The sequence below is a fragment of the Pseudoalteromonas sp. L1 genome, assembly GCF_021728095.1.
GTDB lineage: Bacteria > Pseudomonadota > Gammaproteobacteria > Enterobacterales > Alteromonadaceae > Pseudoalteromonas.
Map to the genome: position 1 here is coordinate 194,047 of NZ_JAKKCT010000002.1, position 20,196 is coordinate 214,242.

The following is a 20,196-nucleotide window of genomic DNA, read 5'->3' on the forward strand; positions in this document are numbered from 1 at the left end:
GAACTAACCAAGCTAAATAAAAAGGCGAAAGACATTTCGCCTTTTTCGTTTTATAGTGAATAAAAATAATAATTTCATCGTAATGTCATGTTGCTAAATAAAGCCAATCAACTCCTTGCAGAAAACAAATTAAAAGAAGCTGAATTTCACTTCAAAGCATTGTTAGATGCCAACCCTGAAAGTGGTGAAGCCCTATTTGGTCTAGGTAGAATTGCGCTACGCTTAGAGCGATATGACGCCGCTGTTTACTTATTACAACGCGCTTGTGAGCGGCTTCCTTATATGCTTGAGCCTTTGCATGCACTTGCAGATGCGTTTAATGGTGTTTACTCTCCAAACGATGCTTTAACTGTGCTTGAGTATGCAAAGTCCATCGCCAGTCACAATCCTGAGCCTCATTACTACCTTGCTCAACACTACTTAACTTATGGCGAGCTAGATAAAGCGTACAGCACATTGCAACATGCTTTGACTATGGGTGACTACCCTGTAAAAGCCTATATTTTATTTGAACTTGTGCAGTTTGCACGGTTTAATCACGAGCAAAACTACATACAAGAACTGCATCAGTTTCTCACACTCACGAATAACTTACGCTTAAAAATGGTTTGTTATTATGCGCTAGGCAAAAGCTACGATATTTTAGACGACACAGACCAAGCATTTAATTACTTTACACTTGCCAACAAACTACAGTCTAAGTTAACAACATTTAAAACCGCAGCGCTTACGCCGTTTTACCACGATATTATTCAACATAATAGCCAGGCTTTAATCAATTCTCGCGATCGCTTTTTTAGTGGCACTATTACGCCAGTGTTTATTATTGGTATGCCCAGAAGTGGCTCAACTTTGCTTGAGCAAATGCTAATAAGCCATGATAGCTTTTCAAGCTTAGGCGAAGATGCAAGCATTAGTAATGAAGTAGTCGCGTATATTGAACAACAAACGCAGACCCCTTACCCTGCTTGCTTGACAAAGCTTGATCAAGGGCTGATCAATCATGCCCGTAACATCTACATTGAACGAATAAAACAAGCGCCCCAAGTGCGCCCATTTATGATCAACAAACTACCCGCTAATTATCAATCTCTTGGCTTAATCTATTTGTTATTTCCAAATGCCAAGTTTATTAATATGCAGCGCGACTACAATGCGATTGCATGGTCAGTCTTTAGTAATTATTTTGCTGAAAACGAACCCTACTTTTGCTCTCTCACTGAGTTCAAACAGTACTATGATTTATACACTGAACTTATGGAACATTGGCAGCACATTATGCCAGAAGCGATTTTTGATCTTAACTATGAACAACTTGTTACAGAGCCAAAACAAACATTGCAATCCTTAAGCGAGTTTTTGACTATTAAATACAGTGACCACTTTTTAGATTTTTATAAATCGAACAAGCCTGTAGCGACACTCAGTAAAGCGGCTGTCAGGCAACCGCTTTCAACAAAGGCAACAGAAAAATACAAACGCTACGAAGTAGCAATGCAAAAGCTTATGAGTGGTCCTCAAACCAATTCAGAAGATCAACAAACTGGTCCTGACGAGCCTGTGGGTGAGTAAGCATGTTAATGTGGTCATAATCGACTTTATGACCATATTTTCGCCCATAAATAGTCATAGTTTGTTTACCTATACCTGACTCAGCCATAAACTTTTCGATATCAATGGGCTGGCACAGTGCTTTGTCTTTAATCCCCGCAACATGCATAATAGGTGGTAACGCTTTATCGGCTAATGCTTTAGCGTAATCAAAACCATCATCAGTATCGACCCAAGGTTTGCGCTTAGCCCATTGCATACTTTGGTAATGGGATTTACGGGTTTCATCATCACTGCCCCACTTAAGTTTTTTAGCAGGAACAAAGCCATGCTTGCGGGCAACTAATGGCGCCAGTCCATACCAAATTAAATTACCTTGAATATACTTACTCGGATGGTGGTTATACAAAGACCGCTTAGAGCCAAAATAAGCACACGCTTTTACATCGTCAATCAGCTCAGGAAAACGCGCAAATACACTGTTCATTAACACCCCGCCCCAAGAGTGCGCCACCCAATAACGAGCAGGCTCACCTTCAAGCTGTTTAATCTTTTCTAAAAATGCGGGAATATCTTCTAAAATAGCTTCAGTTTGACCATACTTTGCATGCTTTGATATGGCAGGCTTGCTCTCTCCACGACCACGTAAATCAGCTACATAGCAAACATAACCCTGCTCAGCTAAAAAAGGGGCCAAGCCTTTATTACTGTGGGTGTAAAAGATTTTGCCATTTTCTACAGCACCATGCATAAAAAACACTGCAGGCCCTTTGGCATCCGTTCTACTAATACGGCGAAAGTGTAATGTTTGGCTTTCGGCGAGCTTTATAAATACTGATTCTTGTTTAATCGTCACGTTTGACCTTTTTATTCTTATAGACTCATCGTACCAGTATTAAGTTACGCCAGTCTATTAAGCAAAGCAAGCATGATGCGATGAACTCTAATTGTATTTTTAAAGCCAAATATGTATCAAATGTTTAAAAAGTTAAACCCTAGAAATTTTGCTTTTAAAGCTGCCTCCTTTATTGAGCCTTACCATTTAATGAAACAATTCTCACAATTTGCAAAAATAAACCTCTAAAGTCACAATTACCTTGTAAAGAATAAACCTAGCTTTCTTCACTAGTATCTTGCCTAGAGAGTCGCTTTACCCAACTGTAACACCAACTCAAAAGAAAAATACCACTTAAAATAAGTAAATATAAAGCAGAGATATTAATAACATCAAATACGTTCAAGAATTCTATTAGCTCACTTGCACTAAAAGAGCCTATGGGAAATGACAATAAAATTAGCATTGTTGAAATAGAGACAACATTAGTAATATTAGACTTATCAACTTCTTTCTGTCTTTCTGTATATAAAATAATAAGATTGATTGTACTCATCATTGTTATGACACTCCATGCAACAACCACTGCTACAAAACCTATCCTAATAGATAACAAATATATGCATAATGCAGTTACCAAGCCTGTGCACGTTAATAGTAATTCTATATCAAACCTATAATTATAAATAAAAGACGTAATTCGTTTACCGACTAATAACCCAATAAAAGAAATGGCATAAACAATACCGACATCTACATCTGAAAGAAAATATTCTGTTTTAAGTAAAAACATAAATAAAGAAACAAAACAATTCAAACCAATACCAGCCATAAAAAACCGTAGAATAGCAAAAGAGAGAAATCTTGATTCAATTATTATTTTGAATCCGTTTTTAATAGTTTTATAAAGGCTGCCAGTTTTCTCTAGCTCACGATCATGAAATACAATAAATAAAGTTATAAACCAAGAAACTAAAAAGCCAAAACCAGTAAGAAGCAAAGCAGATTTATAGCTTATAACAGAAGCCACAACAGCTCCCAGCATAGGCCCCAGAATGGGAAAGAATGAATCTATAAAAGCGATCCCACCTGACACAGAATGGATTTGTTTTGATGTGAAAGCTCTTGGGATAGCACCATGAAAAAAGCTATGATAAGAAGTTGTTATAGATGCAATTAAAAATGAATATAATATATATAGCTCACTAGGCATTTCATCATGCCACAGACTAAATAAAGCTAAGCACAATACAAATCCTATAAAATCCATAAGCAGCAACAGTTTTTTATTATCGAAGCGCTCGGATACGTAGCCAACAAACAACGAAAAGAGAACGACAGGTAAAAATTGCGCTGCATACGCCAAAGCCATTAGCTGTGCGGAGCTTGTTGCAGTAAATATATACAAGGGGGTGGCAAATTTGAAAATCCAATTTCCAGCAGACGAGATAAAATAAGCCATCATTAGCAATGGCATATTTTGATTTTTCTTACAACTGCTCATAAATTAAGGCCTAATAAATCAAACGCTATGTCGCAGAAATGCCTCTTTGCACTTGATAACACTGCCTTATTTTTATTCATAATAAACCTCTGCTTTTTCAATATATCTAAGAGTTCAATAGCCCTTCCAATTTACCTTAAAAAGGAACACTGTAAACATTAAACACATTTTTTATTAGTATTTCCTTAACCAAAAGAGAAGCGGTTAAGTTACTTAAATAGAAACAGGCACCTACAAAGGTTAATTTGAGAGTAAAGGAAAGTTAAGACATGTTTACTTATTCAGGAATCCATTTAACAGTATGAATAGCTCATACAATTAACTGATGGTTTTTATTTTTTTAAGAAAATTTTCCATATTTGAAATCTAAACTTTTTTAAATTATACCCACCGTAACTACATAACCTATGGCGTTTAATAAAACCAGCAGATAGCTTTTGTTTTTTCTGAGTAATCGTTTGGCAGGCGAATATGTAACTTATAATCCAGTCCAGTTTCTTGAGATTTTATTTGCAGAGTATGCGTATTTCGAATTTTAAATTCCGTCCCTTCCTTGGCACTTAGAGACGCAGAGAAAAAACAACAGAAGAAGCTAGCTTATTAAACTTAAAAATTATTTATATTAAATTTCAGTGGGTTAAGAAAAATCTGTGAACTATTAAAAGTACAAACAATGCAACCACCTGACCTAACTTGCGGTGCTGTAAACACTAACGTTAAAACTAATCGAAGATGCCAAGCACTGAGAATCCCTTTGATACGCCCTAATATGTATACTCTCTATTGAAACGTCGAACTTTAGTACGTATATTTTTCATAGGGGATAACGTATTCAACTGGACCATACGCCCTAAAGTCCATTGCTCATACCACGCGACACCATATAACTCATGGTCACTTAAACTTGAAACAAGTAAAAGTACCTCGTTCACCGTAGACTCAAGCTCCATGAGAAGAACATCGTATTTCCAATCACGATATTCTTCGTGGAAACTTTCGGCGAGTAACCCCAGTTGATTCCATTTATAACCGGTTTCAGGGAAATCCACATGCTGATTTTGAGATTTTAGGTGGTACCATTTAAGAACGAGCTTGCTCCAACCAATCAGGTAAGCCACTGTGTCACTAACGCTAATGATTGTACCTTTGACGTTTCCCTCTATGCCAAGCTTACGAGCTTTGCTTTGTGGAATTGAGCGATAATCAGCCATTAATTTTGGAAATGTTGAGTCTATAGCTAACTTAAATTCAATCTTATTTCTTGGTACTGAAGACATTTTAACCTCTATCTTTATACTACCCGTTAAGGGTGAGCAACATAATATAGCCGTTTCGGCCTACCACCTAAACACCAAAGCTAATGTGGTTGGAGCGTTTTATTAGGTTTTTATAGCTTAATAAGAGCGAGCATGTCTTGACCATCTTCGTCCATGCCAATCTCCTCAAAACCAATACTAGAATAAAAGTCTTTTGCCACTGGGTTTTTGGGGTTGTAGCAAATCTCGATTTCCTTGATTGTCGAATCTGTCGTGATTTCTTTTAAAACCATCTTTAACGCTTTTCTTCCAATGTCCCTTTTCTGATGATGTTGGTCTACCATAAAACGCCAAATTGAAATTTTTGATGGGTTCTCTAAAACCCACATAAAAAAACCAACTGGCTGACCATTGTGGCAAATCGCTTTGCAGATATACCCTGAGTTATAATGAGCTTCTACAAGAGACCACATGTTGCTAGCTACATACTCTTCTTGCTCATCGGTTACATCTAAATCACAAACAGCTTCGTAATTCGATTTACCTATTCGTTCCAGTGAAATATACATGTTACTCCTTAACCTTAATAATATTTGAACGATTAGTTCAATTCTTTGCCTCAAACCGTCTCGCGTTTCTACTTACGGATGTTTACTTTACGAGGTAATTAATTGATAAAGTTAACAAAAAACAAAGTTCTGTGATTCGCTCTTTATCGAAGCTTGGCTCAGTTAAAGAACCAAGCGTTAGCTATGTGTGTGGGCTCTTGATTGCATAGTCATGCATATTTTAAGATGAGTTCAGTGCAACTTAATTGTTTATTATTTAATTTTATAAAGTTTGGTGTTGTACTAACAGCTTCAAAACCAAATTTGTGCAATATGTGCATTGAAGTAGGATTATTATTTAGCACTTGGGCGTTGAGTTGTTTTAAATTAAGCTTACTTTTTCCAATATCAATTAATTGCTCTAAACAGTAAGTTGCCACACCTTGAGATGTAAAATCTTTGCCAACACGATAACCGACATAAGCACTTTGGTCTGAAATATTTTTTAAGTTAGCTCTCGCGACAATAACATTATATTTAAGTATAACTCCGCAAAAGGCATTACCTGAATTTATTTGATTAAGTAGAGAATCAATATGATTATTAACACCGCTGTGAGAGTAAAAGTCATTAGGCCTTGGCGAAATATAACTTTCAAACCATTCTCTATTTTTCAATTCAAAGTCCAATAGTTTACTTACATGACTTTTAGTGAGGGCTTCAAATTTCATATGTACCTTTAATGTGGTAGTAATTTAGAAAATATTCCAAGACAGCATACTTGTAAAGTTGATACCGATTGTCGTTCACTCTTAAACCAAGTGCAGTTGAATATCAAGACACATGTTAGTGGCGTCTAAGAGAGCTTGTTATAAATTACTTTCTACCATCTCTTTGATCGTTTTTGCTTTAACAAAGTGATCCAACTTATGAGTTTGGATCCACCATGTAGCCGCTTCCATTAGCAATTCAGGGCAATCATTTTTATTTTTAAAAAAGGCGTAAAATGACAGACCAACATTCTCTCCCTTGCTCTTCATTTTCTTATCGCAAACTTCCAGTATTTTGGCTCTCAATTCTTCTCTCATAAATTTCCTGTCAATCTATTGTTTGTATTTTTAGTGCTATCAGCAGACTTTTACTATGTAACTAACCTTATATTAATAACAAAGATAGAACACTTAGCCAGATCAACTTGACCCAGTACGATAGACGCTGGTAAAAGCCAGTTAATTTTCTATTTTTCAAACCTTTAGCCATTTTTACTATATAAAAAATAGCTAACAAAACTACAATGATTGAAAGCACTCTGAACTCAAAAGAAATATAAGTAGAGGGAGGGCTGAATGCGACTATTATTGGGGCAAGTAAAAGAGATAAAAGCATGATAACACCCGCCCATGAGTGTATTTTACAACTCAACGTTGGTGACTGGGTATAAGGGTCTTTATCCATTGGGAAGTAACCCGCAACCCATGTTCCTATTCCATGGAGCATTATAAGAATACCTGTAACGACAAGAGCTATGTTCGCATTATTAAGCTGTATTAAATGCCAACCAAATAAACAAAAGATAAAACCGAGCGGATAATTATTGATAATAGGTGATAACTTTTCAGTGGGGCTACCCGCAGCACCTAATTCACTGCAAAATTGGTTTTTATGATCGTAATTCGGGTAAAACTTAGCCGTTACGAAAACACCGACAGAAATCCAAATCGTAGCCAGTAAGCCAGATAGCGCAGAGATGCTCTCAAACATAAAAATCCTTTTATAATAAAATACATCTTAATAAAAACTGCCGATGAGAATATCCTATTGAACTTAATTATACTAGCGCACGCAATTTGCTTATCGCTGCCTGTGACATAAACAAATTCAGTGAGTTATTTATGTTAATGCCAAAACAGGAGTGTAGTAACGCTGCATTAAGTAATAGGCAAGGCTAGCTCCGACCTAAACAATTGCAACGTAAACACTAAAGCTAATTTAATAAGATGCCATGCGTTATGGTTCTGCATTAAGCGGCTTGTTATGCGAGCGGTATCAAGCACAGGTTTTCACTAGCCATTGGTGCTTCAAAATACTGGGTTACTTGATGATATACAGCTTTTGTGTCAAACACAGCTCTTTGTAGTTGCTCAATCCGACGTTTAGCAAGGTGAGATAAACATTGCTCATCGGTTAAATCTAAATACTAAAATTCATGTTCACTGTTTATTTCACTACACAGTGATATAAACCAAGCTCTTTGCTTTACGGTATTAGCTGGAAAATCCATAACGATGTTACCCCCAGCATTCAGCAAGTTTTGAACATGACTATTAACAAAGGGCTTAATCAAGCTTGAGTACTTTATGTAATCACCAAACATTTGTATCAAACATACTAACCTTTTGCTACTTATAAAAATATCCACCGTAACTGCGCCAGAGCCAAGATTAATTTGTTACAATCTGCTTTTAATATGGCTAATACATAGGTTTTTCTTAATGCATCCGCGAAATCGCCACTTAAATGGCTACGACTTTACTTTGCTATGCAAAGATACCCCTGCCCTAGCAGCCTTTATAAAGCAAACGCCAACGGGGACTGATACGATAGATTTCACCAATGCATTAGCGGTCAAAACGCTCAACCAAGCGTTATTAAAAAGTCATTACAAAATCGATTTTTGGGATTTGCCCGCCACCTACCTTTGCCCGCCGGTACCTGGGCGTGTTGATTACATTCATCACTTAGCTGACTTACTAGCAAAAGATAACCAAGGGCACATACCAACAGGTAAACAAGTAAAAGTGCTTGATGTAGGCACAGGTGCAAATGTGATTTATCCGCTTACTGGTAATCACGAATATGGCTGGCACTTTACAGGTTCAGATATCGATGCTTTATCCGTTAAAATTGCAAAGCAAATTGTGCAATTTAATCGACTTAAAATTACTATAAAGCAGCAAAGCAATACCAATAAAATGTTTACAGGGATTATTTCTCATAAAGATGTGTTTCACCTTACTTTATGTAACCCACCGTTTCATGCCAGTGAACAACAGGCCAAACAAGGTACTGACCGTAAGTGGAAAAACTTAAACAAAGCCCCGCAAAAAGTGCTTAATTTTGGTGGCCGACAAAATGAGCTCTGGTGCGAAGGTGGTGAGCGCGAATTTATCAGTAAAATGATCATTGAAAGCCAAGAGTTTGCTGCGCAATGTATTTGGTTTACGTCACTGGTTTCTAAGTCTGACACCTTGCCAGCTTTAAAAAAATTGCTTAGTACACTTGATGTGAAAGATGTAAAAGTTATAAAAATGGCACAAGGCCAAAAAATAAGTCGCTTCATCGCTTGGAGTTACTTTGATAAAAACGACCGCCAAGCCATTCTCAACGAACTAGTATAAGGATAATAAGATGATCGACTTTCGTTCAGACACAGTAACTAAACCAACAGCACAGATGCGCGCAGTTATGAATGACGCAGCTGTCGGTGATGATGTTTACGGCGACGACCCAAGCGTTAATCAGCTTGAACAATATGCTGCTGAGCGCCATGGTTTTGAAAGCGCCCTTTATTGTAGCTCCGGTACACAAGCAAATTTACTGGCATTAATGGCACATTGTGAACGTGGCGACGAATACATTTGTGGTCAACAAGCACATAACTACAAATTTGAAGGTGGCGGTGCTGCTGTTTTAGGTTCTATTCAGCCACAACCTATCGAAAATAATACTGATGGCACAATAAATTTAGACAAAGTAGTGGCTGCAATTAAAGCTGATGATTTTCACTTTGCAAAAACCAAACTACTGAGCTTAGAAAACACTATTGGCGGCAAAGTACTCCCACTTAGCTACCTTAAACAAGCAAGAGAATGTGTAAATAAACATAACCTTGCTCTGCACTTAGACGGTGCTCGTGTGTATAACGCTGCGGTTAAGTTAGGGGTTGATATTAGAGAAATCACCCAGTATTTTGATTCGGTGTCTATTTGCTTATCGAAAGGGCTTGGAGCCCCTGTAGGCTCACTTTTGTTAGGTAAAAAAGCATTAATAGATAAAGCGCGCCGCTGGCGTAAAGTGCTCGGTGGTGGTATGCGCCAAGCGGGTATGCTTGCTGCCGCAGGGCAGTATGCACTTGAGCATCACGTAGCACGACTTGCTGATGACCACGATAACGCCGCTTATTTAGCACAGAAGTTAAATTCGTTAGCGGGTTTTGACACATCATCGTTTCAAATCGACACCAACATTGTTTACGCAAATGTTGATGAAAGTATCGATTTAAACGCTGTAGTAAAAGCCCTAAAAAAGCAAAGCATACTATTTTCAGCAGGTAAACCACTGCGCTTAGTAACCCATTTAGGTGTCACTAAGCAGGATATAGATAGCTTTATTTCGGCGTTATCGGCCGAGATTTAACGCTTCTTTATAGTGTTTGCGGCATACCGATACGTAGCGGTCGTTGCCGCCAATTTCTACCTGATTACCGTCAGCTATTGCATTGCCCTGTTCATCTGTGCGCAGTACATGGTTCGCTTTACGGCCGCAATGGCACACCGTTTTTAGCTCAATGAGTTTATCTGCCCATGCAAGTAGGTATTGTGAGCCGCTAAACAACTCGCCTCTAAAGTCATTACGTAAGCCATAACAAAGTACCGGTATACCTAATTCATCAACCACATCAGTCAGTTGCATAACTTGCTCTTTTGATAAAAACTGACATTCGTCAACTAAAATACAGTGACGCTTTTGCTCCGCGTGCAACGTTTTAATCAATTCAAATACGTTTTTATCAGCATCAAAAATGTGTGCATCAGCTTGTAAACCAATTCGCGATGACACTTTACCCACCCCTGCACGATCATCTATTGCCGCAGTTAAAATAACGGGTTCCATACCTCGTTCACGGTAGTTAAATGCAGATTGTAAAAGTGTTGTCGATTTTCCTGCATTCATCGCAGAATAATAAAAGTACAGCTGTGCCATGAGGTTGCCCATAAAATAAAGTCGCAATATGCTACCTTAATCACGCCGTAACATCACCCTTTCCTTTGCGTTTTAAAGTGCAGTGCTTTAATCGGTCACGTTTAGATGAAGAAGTTGAGCGTAATGAGAGGAAATAGGTTGTTTTGCTAGCTGCTGCCACACTAGTTTAGCCACATTTTCATGTTTTGAATAAAAGCTGTTTGAAAAAGCTAAATAAGCCGTTGTCGTATTAAGCGGCGGAAATACAGGCGCTAATTTATGTTTATGGTATACAGACAAATCAACTGTGTTATTACCGATTTCGCATATTGCTAACGTTGCATCTGCATTTCCTGCTATAACTCGATTCACCGCCTCTTGTTGCGTAAATGAATGCTCTATAAAAAATGTTTCTTCACTTGCAGCATCACCTATAAATAACCCATTTGGCACAACAAGAGAGAACGCTTTTCGCTGAAACACTTCCCGCGACTCCCACTTGGTATGAAAGCGCCTATTACCAAGTAAACATTGGCTAAATCGTGTAAGTGCAAATTCGCTAATAGGTTGCTTATTGTTATTAACAGGAAAAGCCGCATAGCTTAACTTTTCGTGATTAAATGCGCTTAGATGAGCATCCATTTCGCCTGTTTTTATTGCTTCGATACAAGCTTGCCGTGTTTTTTTGTGCAAAATAAAATTTATCTTAGCCAGGTTATCGTCAATGTGTTTTAAAATATTGAATTGGGTTTGGGCCGCAAAAATGGGGATTTCATTCCGAGCGTTCAAAAATAGTGGCGCTTTCGCAGAATCAGCATAACAAATATTGATAGTCTGTATGCTTCTGGCTTGCGAATAAAATGTGGCAAACATGGCAATGGCTACTACACACCTAATATAAAATAACGTCACTGTCATAATAAACTACGAATTTAGTAAATTAATACCAGTGTAGAAGCCAAACTTAATTTTTACAAAATGCCTTCGTGCCTAAGCAACCACTCTTTTCTACTAAGCCCCCCAGCGTAGCCTGTTAGTTTACCATTTGCGCCAATAATTCGATGGCATGGCACAATTATACTGATTGGATTTTTACCATTTGCCGCCCCAACAGCACGCACTGCTTTTGGGTTATTAATAGCCAGCGCAATATCTTGGTAACTCTTACTTGCGCCAAATTCAACGTTCATTAGTGCACGCCAAACTTGCCTTTGAAAGTCTGTACCTTTGGTATCTAACGGCACAGTAAACGCAGTACGCTCACCGTTAAAATATTCATTCAGCTCGCTAATACAGATTAAAATCGGTGTCAATGTATGTTCATTCACCTTATCTGTTTGCATGTTCTCAACTGGGTAAAAGCCTACATAACTAATACCTTTTGAAGTACTTTGAATGGTAATGTCGCCAATGGGGCTTGGCATAATAACTTGTTGCATGCTCATAGTTGCTGCCATAGTTGAAAAGTTAAATATGAACGAAAAGGTGCGCATCGTTCGCTATCAAATTCGCTTACTCCAGCGAGGGCTTTTTTAACCCCTAAATCGCCAGCCAGTAAAATATCAGGGTGGCTTTGACCACGCAGTTTGGCGTAATTAACTGTCCATGGGCCAATACCTTTTAGTTCTAGCCAATTATCAAGTTCTTGGTTGTCTGGGTTTTGATAACAATAAGCACTTAAACGCCTAAGCGCATCTTTACGTGCTTGCGGCATTTTAAAAAAGTCGAGCTCTGAGTTAGCGACCCACTCGGGGCTTGGAAAATAAGAGGTGTCGCTGTGCTGATTAAACTCGTTCACAAGCTGCGTCACTAGGTTATGAGCAGCCGTTACACTTACCTGCTGACCAAGGACGGAGCGAATACCCGCTTCATACTCTGACCAAATCCCAGGTAATCGCAGCCCTTCACTTAGCGGCATTGCACCTTTGAGCTCTGCATTTAAATGCAGCTCTATGGTGTGCGTATCGGCATCTAAATCTAGCACACGTCGAATATTGTTGATCACTTGCTGTAAATAACGGGTGTTATCAATATCAATGACCACTTTAAAGTGATTTTTATGCTCAACAAAATGTGCGGTAAATTGCCCTTGGCAATGTTTGTCTTTAAAGGTTCGACCATAGCTCGTTGCAGTAAGCCATTCAAGGCCACTAATCAAACGGCGCTGTAAAAAGCCATGGTATGCCTGCCAATTATAAGGCGGCCTAAAAGCCAGTGTTAAATTTAATGTCGCACTTGGCTTTTTATCTGACTTACGCAGCTTGGACGGGGCAATATTTAATTGCTTCAAAAATGCATCATTAAAACGGCGGATACTGTTAAAACCTGATGCAAATGCGATATCTGCCACCGACAAATCGGTTTCTTGTAATAACTGCTTGGCAAAATTGCATTGATTAAATAATCGATATTGGGTGATCGAGAGTCCAAAATGTTGATTAAACAAACGACGTAAGTAACGACTCGACACCCCTAGCCTATCAGCTAATACCTCACAATCGTAGGCTTCACCTTTATCAATGAGTTGCTTAGCACGTAATGCGGTGGTTTTGGTTCCTAACCATGCAGGGCTATTGGGGGCACTGTCTGGACGACAGCGTATGCACGGTCTAAAACCAGCTTGCGCGGCTAAATGCGCGTACTGATAGTACTCAACATTTTTCTCTTGCGCAGTCGGTGCGGGGCAAATGGGTCTGCAATAAATGCCCGTGCTTTTAACAGCAACAAAAAATACGCCGTCAAAACGAGCATCACGGCTTTGCCTCGCTGTTTGCCATTGTTGGCTAGTCATAATTATTCTCGTTACTCGCTAATATGCTTAGCTTAACTGAATAATTTTTTTTGACTAGCCAGTTTCGGACCTTAACCTATTTGATTAACGTTTAGTTAGTTGCTGCTAAATAACGGCGCTCAACTTCAGGCCAATTAATAACCTCATAAAATGCTGCGATGTATTCAGGACGACGATTTTGATATTTCAAATAATAGGCGTGTTCCCATACATCTAGGCCCAGTATAGGTGTGTGGTTATGCATCAAAGGGCTATCTTGATTTAGGCTACTTTCAACAACAAGCTGGTTGTTCTTATCAACACATAACCAAGCCCAGCCACTACCAAAGCGACTAACCGCTGCATTGGTAAACTGCTCTTTAAACTTATCAAAGCTACCGAATGCTTCAACAATCGCTGTATTTAATTCACCACTTGGCTGACCGCCGCCGTTTGGTGTCATCACTTGCCAAAATAATGAATGATTATGGTGACCGCCCACATGCTCTTGCACCGCTTGTTGTAATGATTCAGGAAGTGAGCCTATAGTACGAAGTAACTTTTCAGCATCCTGCTCACTATAGTGGCTGCCTTCTAATGCGGCGTTAGCTTTATTGATATAAGTTTGATGATGGAGTGTATGATGAATCTCCATCGTTTTCGCATCAATATGTGGTTCAAGTGCTTCATAGCTATATTCTAATGTCGGTAATGTGTAAGCCATCATGTTTCCTTATCATTAATGAAGTAACTGTGTTTTGTGAGGATGATCACTTAATACATGATTTATGCGTGTGATCAATTCAGGAAAATCTGCGGACATTTGGGCAAATTTAACCAATTCAAAATAGGTTTTGTGATGATGATGCAGAACGAGATGTCGTATTTTTTCATTGGGATGGCATAACACCAAACTAAGCTTTTGATGAGCATGACATAACCAATTACATGCTTTTTCTGGTTGACCCATCACTTTAAACGTATCTGCTAAGTTATGCGTTGCAACAACAAACGCCGGGAAGCAATGTGATAGTGAATCGGCCACTGTGTGGCTGTAGGGTATATTCGTAAACTGTGCCATTAATGTCTCTGCAATATTTGCAGCGACTGTATAGTGGTCACGAGCAACAACTAAGTCCCCACATTCAAATGATAAATTACCTTCATAAATTGCCTTTTGCCATGGGGCAAGTGCATCGTCAATTGGTTGATATGTTGGCGCTGTGTGGGATGTTGTTTGAGTCATAAAATCACCTGCACTTAAAACCTGTATATTTAAACTACACACAGAAAAGATCAAATGCAAATGATTTTTATTTATATTTTAATTTGTTGTTTTACAGCTAAACTTAGTTGCTTTTACTGATGCGCAAAATCAATCAGCTCTTGACCTGTTAAGCGGTAAATAATCCATTCGTTTTGTGGTTTAGCACCAATGCTGTCGTAAAAATCAATGGCTGGTTTATTCCAATCAAGTACCACCCACTCAAAGCGACCACAGTCTTTTTCGAGAGCTTGCTTAGCTAGGTATTGCATAATCTGCTTACCCGCACCTTTACCACGGCTATCTGAACTGACGTAAAGATCTTCTAAATACAAACCATTTTTGCCAAGCCACGTTGAGTAATTATAAAAATACACTGCAAAGCCAATAGGTGTGTCCCCATCTAAACAAATAACACTGTGAGCCGTTGCGCCTTCACTGAATAACGTTTTTAAAATAGCTTGCTCGTCTGTTTTAACTGCGTCAGGCTCTTTTTCGTAGATAGCGAGCTCGGTAATAAAATGTAGGATTGTTGCAGCATCACTTGCTACTGCAGGACGGATTGTAATTGCGTTACTCACTCTGTATTCCTTTTTACATCATTATTGTAACGCCCAGTTTATAAGGGCTTTAGCATAGTGTAAACGCCCTTTACAGAAATACTGTGCATTAAAAATGAGGCAACTAAAAGTTAGCCCCATTTCGCTTTGTTTTTACTTACTCATCGACTTATAAAGTACCGGAAGTACAAATAAAGTTAAGAAGGTTGCACTGACTAAACCGCCAACAATAACGGTAGCGAGGGGCTTTTGAATTTCAGCCCCTATTCCTGTACTGAGCAGCATCGGAATAAGCCCCAGCATTGAAGTGAGCGCGGTCATGAGTACGGGTCTAAGCCTTGAAACAGCGCCTTCAAATACCGCTTTATCTTTGCTATCGCCAGCGCTAACTCGATGGTTAATGCTTTCAACCATCACTACACCATTCAATACCGCAACGCCAAATAAGGTGATGAAACCAACGGAACTAGGTACTGATAAATATTGCCCAGAGACATATAGTGCTATCACCCCACCAATCACAGCTAGAGGAACATTAACTAAAATTAGCAACACTTGCGATAAGTTACTAAATGCAAAATAAAGCAATAATGCAATGAGTAGCAATGCCACAGGCACTACAATCATCAGCCGCTGTTGTGCCCGTTGCTGGTTTTCGAACTGCCCGCCAATAGCCACACTGTAACCACTTGGCAGCTGCATTCTATCAGCAATGGCAGCGCGTATATCAGCAACCACAGAGCCCATATCTCGCCCCTGCACATTTGCTTGAATAACCACCCGCCTTTGCACATCATCACGACGAACTTGTGGAGCGCCAGATTCAATCTGTACATCGGCTACATCCCCCACCCTAACAATGGCACCCGCAGGGGTTCGCAGTCGAAGATCAGCAATCACATCCAGGTTTTGGCGATAGCTTTTTGCTATGCGTACATAAATATCATAGCGCTCATTAGCATTGATGATTTGCCCTGCGGATTGCCCACCAATACCGTGCTGAACTACATCCATTAAATCAGCCACCGATAAACCAAAGCGTGATAATGCTAAACGGTTGGGTTTGACTATGAGCTGTGCTTCACCGCCTATTTGCTCCATCGCGACATCTTTAGCGCCAGGTATTTGCTGAACTAGCTGCTCAATTTGTTGGCCTTTTTCACTCAACACCGCCAAGTCACTACCGAACAACTTAATTGCCAATTGCGCTTTAACACCCGATAAAAGCTCATCTACTCGGGTAGCTATAGGCTGTGAAAAATTGAACAAAAGTCCAGGGAATTGCTCAAGCTTGGCTTCCATTAGCTGTTGCAATTCAACACGCGTTTTCGCATTTACCCATTGTTCATGGGGTTTTAAACCTAAATAGATTTCAATATTATTAACAGGTTCAGGATCGCCCCCCACTTCAGCACGACCGATTCGGCTTAGCGCATATTCCACCTCACTAAACTCAAGCAACATGGCTTCAAGCTTTGGCGCAACTGAGATTGCCGTATCAAGACTTGCAGAGGGAGCAAGTGTCACACGTAGATTAATAGTGCCTTCTTCAAGCTCTGGCACAAATTCAGTACCCAGCCTTGGTAGCATAACGGCCGCTATAATCAGTAATAACCCTGCTATAACTAAAACGCTGCGTTTAGCCTGCAATGCTTTTTGTAAAGCCCGTTGATAAAGCATATCGATAGGTTTTAACAGAATACTTTGTTTTACTGTCACGCCCTTAGCAAATAAATACACACACAGAGCTGGTACTACAACCAAGGCAACGATCACAGCACTAATAATTGCCAACATGATGCTCACTGCCATTGGTTGAAATAACTTCGCCTCAACGCCTTCAAAGCTAAACAGCGGTAAAAATACCGTTAGAATGATCAAAGAGGCAAAAAAGATAGGCCGTGCCACTTCTTTTGCAGCAATAGCAACCAGCTGTGAAGAAGGCTTATGTTGATTATGCTTTAGCCCTAAATGCCTAAATACATTCTCAACCATCACCACTGAGCCATCTACCAGCATACCGATGGCAACAGCAATACCACCTAACGACATTAAGTTTGCCGATAATCCAAGCCATGCCATGACACTCAGTGCTAATCCTATCGAAATAGGGATCGACAACAGCACCAAAAATGTCGCTCTTAAATCTAACAAAAATAATGCTAATACTATGATTATAAATACAAAAGCTAAAAGCAGTGCATCAATAACTGTTTGTACCGCTTGGCTTATAAGCTCTGCTTGGTCGTAAATTGCTTTAAATTCAACCCCCTTTGGCAGTGCTTGATTTATCATCTCGATACGCGCGTTGATTCCATCAATTGTTTGCTTGGTATTTGCGCCCATTCGCTTTAGCACGATACCAGTAACCACTTCACCACGATTGACTATTTCGCCTTGATCATTGCGTTTTGACAAGGTGACAGCACCTTGACGAATTTCACTGCCAAGCTCAACATTCGCAACATCAGCCACTTTAACGACCATCCCATCAATGGTTTTGATAGGTGTTTGTGCAATCTCAGCAAGCCCTTTTTCGCCTGGGGTAAACCAACCTGTACCACGAATAACAAGCTGCTCTTGACCACGGTTCATATACCAGCCACCCACATTAGAGTTGTTAGCATCTAGTGCGTTACTAACATCTTGTTGTGTTAAGTCATAAGCTAATAACTTATTGGGGTTTAAATTTACTTGATACTGCTTTACCTCACCGCCAAATGACAGAATATCGGTCACACCATCAATGGGTAAAATAAGTAATTTAACCACCCAATCATTTAAACTACGCAGTGCCATGCTATCAATGTTTGCATCTGGCTTTGCTTCAAGTAAATACTGATAGACTTGTCCAAGCCCTGATGTGTTAGGGCCCATTGTTGGCATACCCACACCATTTGGGATCAACTCTTTAGCAGACTGCAAACGTTCAAAAACCAGTTGCCTAGCAAAGTAAATATCGACGCCTTCTTTAAACACCACAGTAACACCCGATAGCCCCGTTTTAGAAATAGAACGGACCTGCTCTACATCGGGCAGTGCATACATAACCGCTTCTATCGGGTATGTGATCAGTTGCTCTACTTCTTCAGCCGCAAGCCCTGGCGCTTCGGTATTCACCGCGACTTGTACATTCGTCACATCGGGAAACGCATCTAGATTGAGCTTTGGGATCATAAATACACTCACCGCGATCGCTGTAAGCAAGGCCAGTACCACCAGTAGACGGTTCTTTATCACCGCCTCGATTAATAAATTAAACATGCGTCACCTCTAGTGGTTATGCGGATCGAATCCGCCTTTAGCTAGTTGTGATGCAATAAAAAAAGCACCTTGGGTGACAACTTCAAGCCCAGCTTCAATATCAAACACTTCACGGTAATCACCAAAGCTTCGGCCGAGAGTCACTTCTTTTGCGATAAAGCCACCATCATCATCTACAACAAATAATTGCCAGTCGCCATCGGCACTGCGTGTTAACGCATTTTCCGGTACGGCAAGTACAGCTTGCTCTGTTTCAAAATGGAAATACACATCCGCAAACATACCCGGATGCAAACTATGTTGCGTGTTTTTTACTTCGAGCCTGACTGTTCGCGAGCGTGTTTGTTCATCAATCGTATGCGCTTCTTGAATAACTGTTGCTTGGTAGCGATGGCCATTTACTTCTAATTGCGCCTTAGAACCATTACTGATAGTACGGTCTTGATTAGCTGAAAGCTGTGCGGCAACCCAAAGCGCTGACTCATCGGCTATAAGCATCAGCTCAATACCCGAATCAACACGCTGACCTTGGGCAAAGTTATCAGTTAAAACAGCACCCGATGTTTGTGCAAACAAGGTGTATTCACCGAGTTTTTCAGGCGTTATAGTGAGTGTTTGCGCAATGGCTTGTTTCGATAAACCAAAGGCAACAAGTCGGCTATAGGCGACTTCATATTCGGCTTTAGCGGTCAGGATTTGCTTTTCGCTCAGTGTGCCGCGTGTCATTTTAGTGACTCGTTGCCACTCAGCTTCTGCTAATCTAAATTCAGTTTGTTGGCTGGCAACTTCACCACTAAATAAGGTGACTAAAGAGTCTCCTTTATTTACGTGTTGCCCAAGCAAAGCATGGCGCTTTACAACAATTGAATCAACACGCGGTGATACCACATAACTGGCATAGCCATTGGCTTTAATTTCACCTGGGGCATACAAGGTTTGATTGTGTGTTTTTAGTACAAGGCGTTCAACCTTTATATTAGCTAGTTGCTGTTGTTGCTCAGTTAAACTTACTTCATTAGCTTGCTCATTTTCTTGGTGATCATGCGCCTGCTCTGAAGCGTTATTATTTGTGACATACATAAAACATACGCACAGCAATGCGTAACGCATAAAATTTCTTAAAAACATATATTTTCTCTTACTTAAAATGGGCTAAGCCCAAATAAAATCTAAAAAGGGTTTTGGATTAAGTAAGAGCTAAAATTGGTGGGCGATGTAGCGGTGCTAAGTCAGCCGATTTGAAGTTTAAATTGAGTGATTCTATTTTAGTAAAATAGATATCAGTAGGCTCAGACAATTGCAGCGAATCTACAAATGCAGGGCTATGACAAACGTGACAATGGCCTTTCTCAGCTGAGTCAGATAACTGTTTTGCAAGCTCGGCATGTTCAGATTGGTGTAGTTGATGATCGCCATTGACAGCGCAATGGGCTTCAAGGTCGATTTCTTCAGATAACAGTACCGAAGCTTGGTTAAACGCAGCATTATGATCGGCCACATCAAAGCTATCCAGCAATGGCTGGAGCAATAATACGCTAATCAAAATAAAAAATGTTGCTTTCACATAGAACCTAAAAATTGGTACATCGACGCTAAACTAACAAATCCACCTGCATTTGAACAGTAAATTATTAGTGTACGCAAGCAAATGATTACAAACATTTCAAAACGCGTATTCCCAT

General features: G+C 39.7%; 20 protein-coding genes. 3 read left to right on the plus strand and 17 right to left on the minus strand.

Annotation, left to right across the window (positions count from 1 at the left end; all coding sequences use genetic code 11):
• Positions 1–87 precede the first annotated feature (87 nt).
• Positions 88–1,572: a sulfotransferase gene (locus L3V38_RS07065; RefSeq protein ID WP_237118891.1), complete on the plus strand. Its 1,485-nt coding sequence runs from the start codon at positions 88–90 to the stop codon at positions 1,570–1,572.
• Here the strand turns inward: L3V38_RS07065 and L3V38_RS07070 are convergent.
• The 7 genes from L3V38_RS07070 to L3V38_RS07100 all read right to left on the minus strand — a co-directional run bounded on the left by L3V38_RS07070 (position 1,505) and on the right by L3V38_RS07100 (position 7,455).
• A complete protein-coding gene (locus L3V38_RS07070; RefSeq protein ID WP_237118892.1) occupies positions 1,505–2,407 on the minus strand; it encodes an alpha/beta fold hydrolase in 903 nt (300 codons plus the stop codon). The genes L3V38_RS07065 and L3V38_RS07070 overlap by 68 nt on opposite strands.
• Positions 2,408–2,663: 256 nt before the next feature.
• Positions 2,664–3,890, minus strand: a complete 1,227-nt coding sequence (locus tag L3V38_RS07075) for an MFS transporter (RefSeq protein WP_130152158.1) — start codon at positions 3,888–3,890, stop codon at positions 2,664–2,666.
• A gap of 764 nt (positions 3,891–4,654) precedes the next feature.
• The gene (locus L3V38_RS07080) at positions 4,655–5,167 is read right to left on the minus strand and encodes a ClbS/DfsB family four-helix bundle protein (protein WP_237118893.1); all 513 of its coding nucleotides are present in this window, start codon (positions 5,165–5,167) and stop codon (positions 4,655–4,657) included.
• Positions 5,168–5,277: 110 nt separating this feature from the next.
• Complete coding sequence (locus L3V38_RS07085; protein WP_237118894.1) at positions 5,278–5,715, minus strand: GNAT family N-acetyltransferase; 438 nt, start codon at positions 5,713–5,715, stop codon at positions 5,278–5,280.
• Positions 5,716–5,924: 209 nt separating this feature from the next.
• Positions 5,925–6,425 (minus strand): GNAT family protein, encoded by a 501-nt coding sequence (locus L3V38_RS07090; RefSeq protein WP_237118895.1) that lies wholly within the window; start codon positions 6,423–6,425, stop codon positions 5,925–5,927.
• 138 nt (positions 6,426–6,563) lie between these two features.
• Complete coding sequence (locus L3V38_RS07095) at positions 6,564–6,782, minus strand: DUF6500 family protein (protein WP_130152163.1); 219 nt, start codon at positions 6,780–6,782, stop codon at positions 6,564–6,566.
• Positions 6,783–6,849: 67 nt separating this feature from the next.
• Positions 6,850–7,455: a DUF998 domain-containing protein gene (locus L3V38_RS07100; RefSeq protein WP_237118896.1), complete on the minus strand. Its 606-nt coding sequence runs from the start codon at positions 7,453–7,455 to the stop codon at positions 6,850–6,852.
• Between the two features lie 731 nt (positions 7,456–8,186).
• On the opposite strand from L3V38_RS07100, the gene rlmF reads away from it, so the two are divergent.
• A complete protein-coding gene (gene rlmF / locus L3V38_RS07105; protein ID WP_237118897.1) occupies positions 8,187–9,092 on the plus strand; it encodes a 23S rRNA (adenine(1618)-N(6))-methyltransferase RlmF in 906 nt (301 codons plus the stop codon).
• Between the two features lie 10 nt (positions 9,093–9,102).
• On the plus strand, positions 9,103–10,110 hold the full coding sequence (ltaE, locus tag L3V38_RS07110; RefSeq protein ID WP_237118898.1) for a low-specificity L-threonine aldolase: 1,008 nt from the start codon (positions 9,103–9,105) through the stop codon (positions 10,108–10,110).
• On the opposite strand, the gene L3V38_RS07115 is transcribed toward ltaE, so the two are convergent.
• The 10 genes from L3V38_RS07115 to L3V38_RS07160 all read right to left on the minus strand — a co-directional run bounded on the left by L3V38_RS07115 (position 10,093) and on the right by L3V38_RS07160 (position 20,078).
• A complete protein-coding gene (locus tag L3V38_RS07115) occupies positions 10,093–10,677 on the minus strand; it encodes a thymidine kinase (RefSeq protein ID WP_130152169.1) in 585 nt (194 codons plus the stop codon). The genes ltaE and L3V38_RS07115 overlap by 18 nt on opposite strands.
• Before the next feature lie 87 nt (positions 10,678–10,764).
• Entirely contained in the window at positions 10,765–11,298 is a 534-nt protein-coding gene (locus L3V38_RS07120) for a hypothetical protein (protein ID WP_237118899.1), read from the minus strand.
• A gap of 329 nt (positions 11,299–11,627) precedes the next feature.
• Positions 11,628–12,095, minus strand: coding sequence for a methylated-DNA--[protein]-cysteine S-methyltransferase (locus tag L3V38_RS07125; RefSeq protein ID WP_237119324.1), 468 nt, complete (start codon positions 12,093–12,095; stop codon positions 11,628–11,630).
• 2 nt (positions 12,096–12,097) lie between these two features.
• On the minus strand, positions 12,098–13,447 hold the full coding sequence (locus L3V38_RS07130; protein ID WP_237118900.1) for an AlkA N-terminal domain-containing protein: 1,350 nt from the start codon (positions 13,445–13,447) through the stop codon (positions 12,098–12,100).
• Positions 13,448–13,538: 91 nt separating this feature from the next.
• The gene (locus tag L3V38_RS07135) at positions 13,539–14,150 is read right to left on the minus strand and encodes a superoxide dismutase (protein ID WP_237118901.1); all 612 of its coding nucleotides are present in this window, start codon (positions 14,148–14,150) and stop codon (positions 13,539–13,541) included.
• A gap of 15 nt (positions 14,151–14,165) precedes the next feature.
• Positions 14,166–14,672, minus strand: coding sequence for a hypothetical protein (locus tag L3V38_RS07140; protein ID WP_062567989.1), 507 nt, complete (start codon positions 14,670–14,672; stop codon positions 14,166–14,168).
• A 113-nt stretch (positions 14,673–14,785) separates the two neighbouring features.
• Positions 14,786–15,271 (minus strand): GNAT family N-acetyltransferase, encoded by a 486-nt coding sequence (locus L3V38_RS07145; protein ID WP_237118902.1) that lies wholly within the window; start codon positions 15,269–15,271, stop codon positions 14,786–14,788.
• 132 nt (positions 15,272–15,403) lie between these two features.
• Positions 15,404–18,514 carry a CusA/CzcA family heavy metal efflux RND transporter gene (locus tag L3V38_RS07150; RefSeq protein WP_237118903.1) on the minus strand — a complete coding sequence of 1,037 codons (3,111 nt, stop codon included), beginning with the start codon at positions 18,512–18,514 and terminating at the stop codon, positions 15,404–15,406.
• A gap of 9 nt (positions 18,515–18,523) precedes the next feature.
• Complete coding sequence (locus L3V38_RS07155; protein WP_237118904.1) at positions 18,524–19,642, minus strand: efflux RND transporter periplasmic adaptor subunit; 1,119 nt, start codon at positions 19,640–19,642, stop codon at positions 18,524–18,526.
• 58 nt (positions 19,643–19,700) lie between these two features.
• On the minus strand, positions 19,701–20,078 hold the full coding sequence (locus tag L3V38_RS07160; protein ID WP_237118905.1) for a hypothetical protein: 378 nt from the start codon (positions 20,076–20,078) through the stop codon (positions 19,701–19,703).
• Positions 20,079–20,196: the final 118 nt, after the last annotated feature.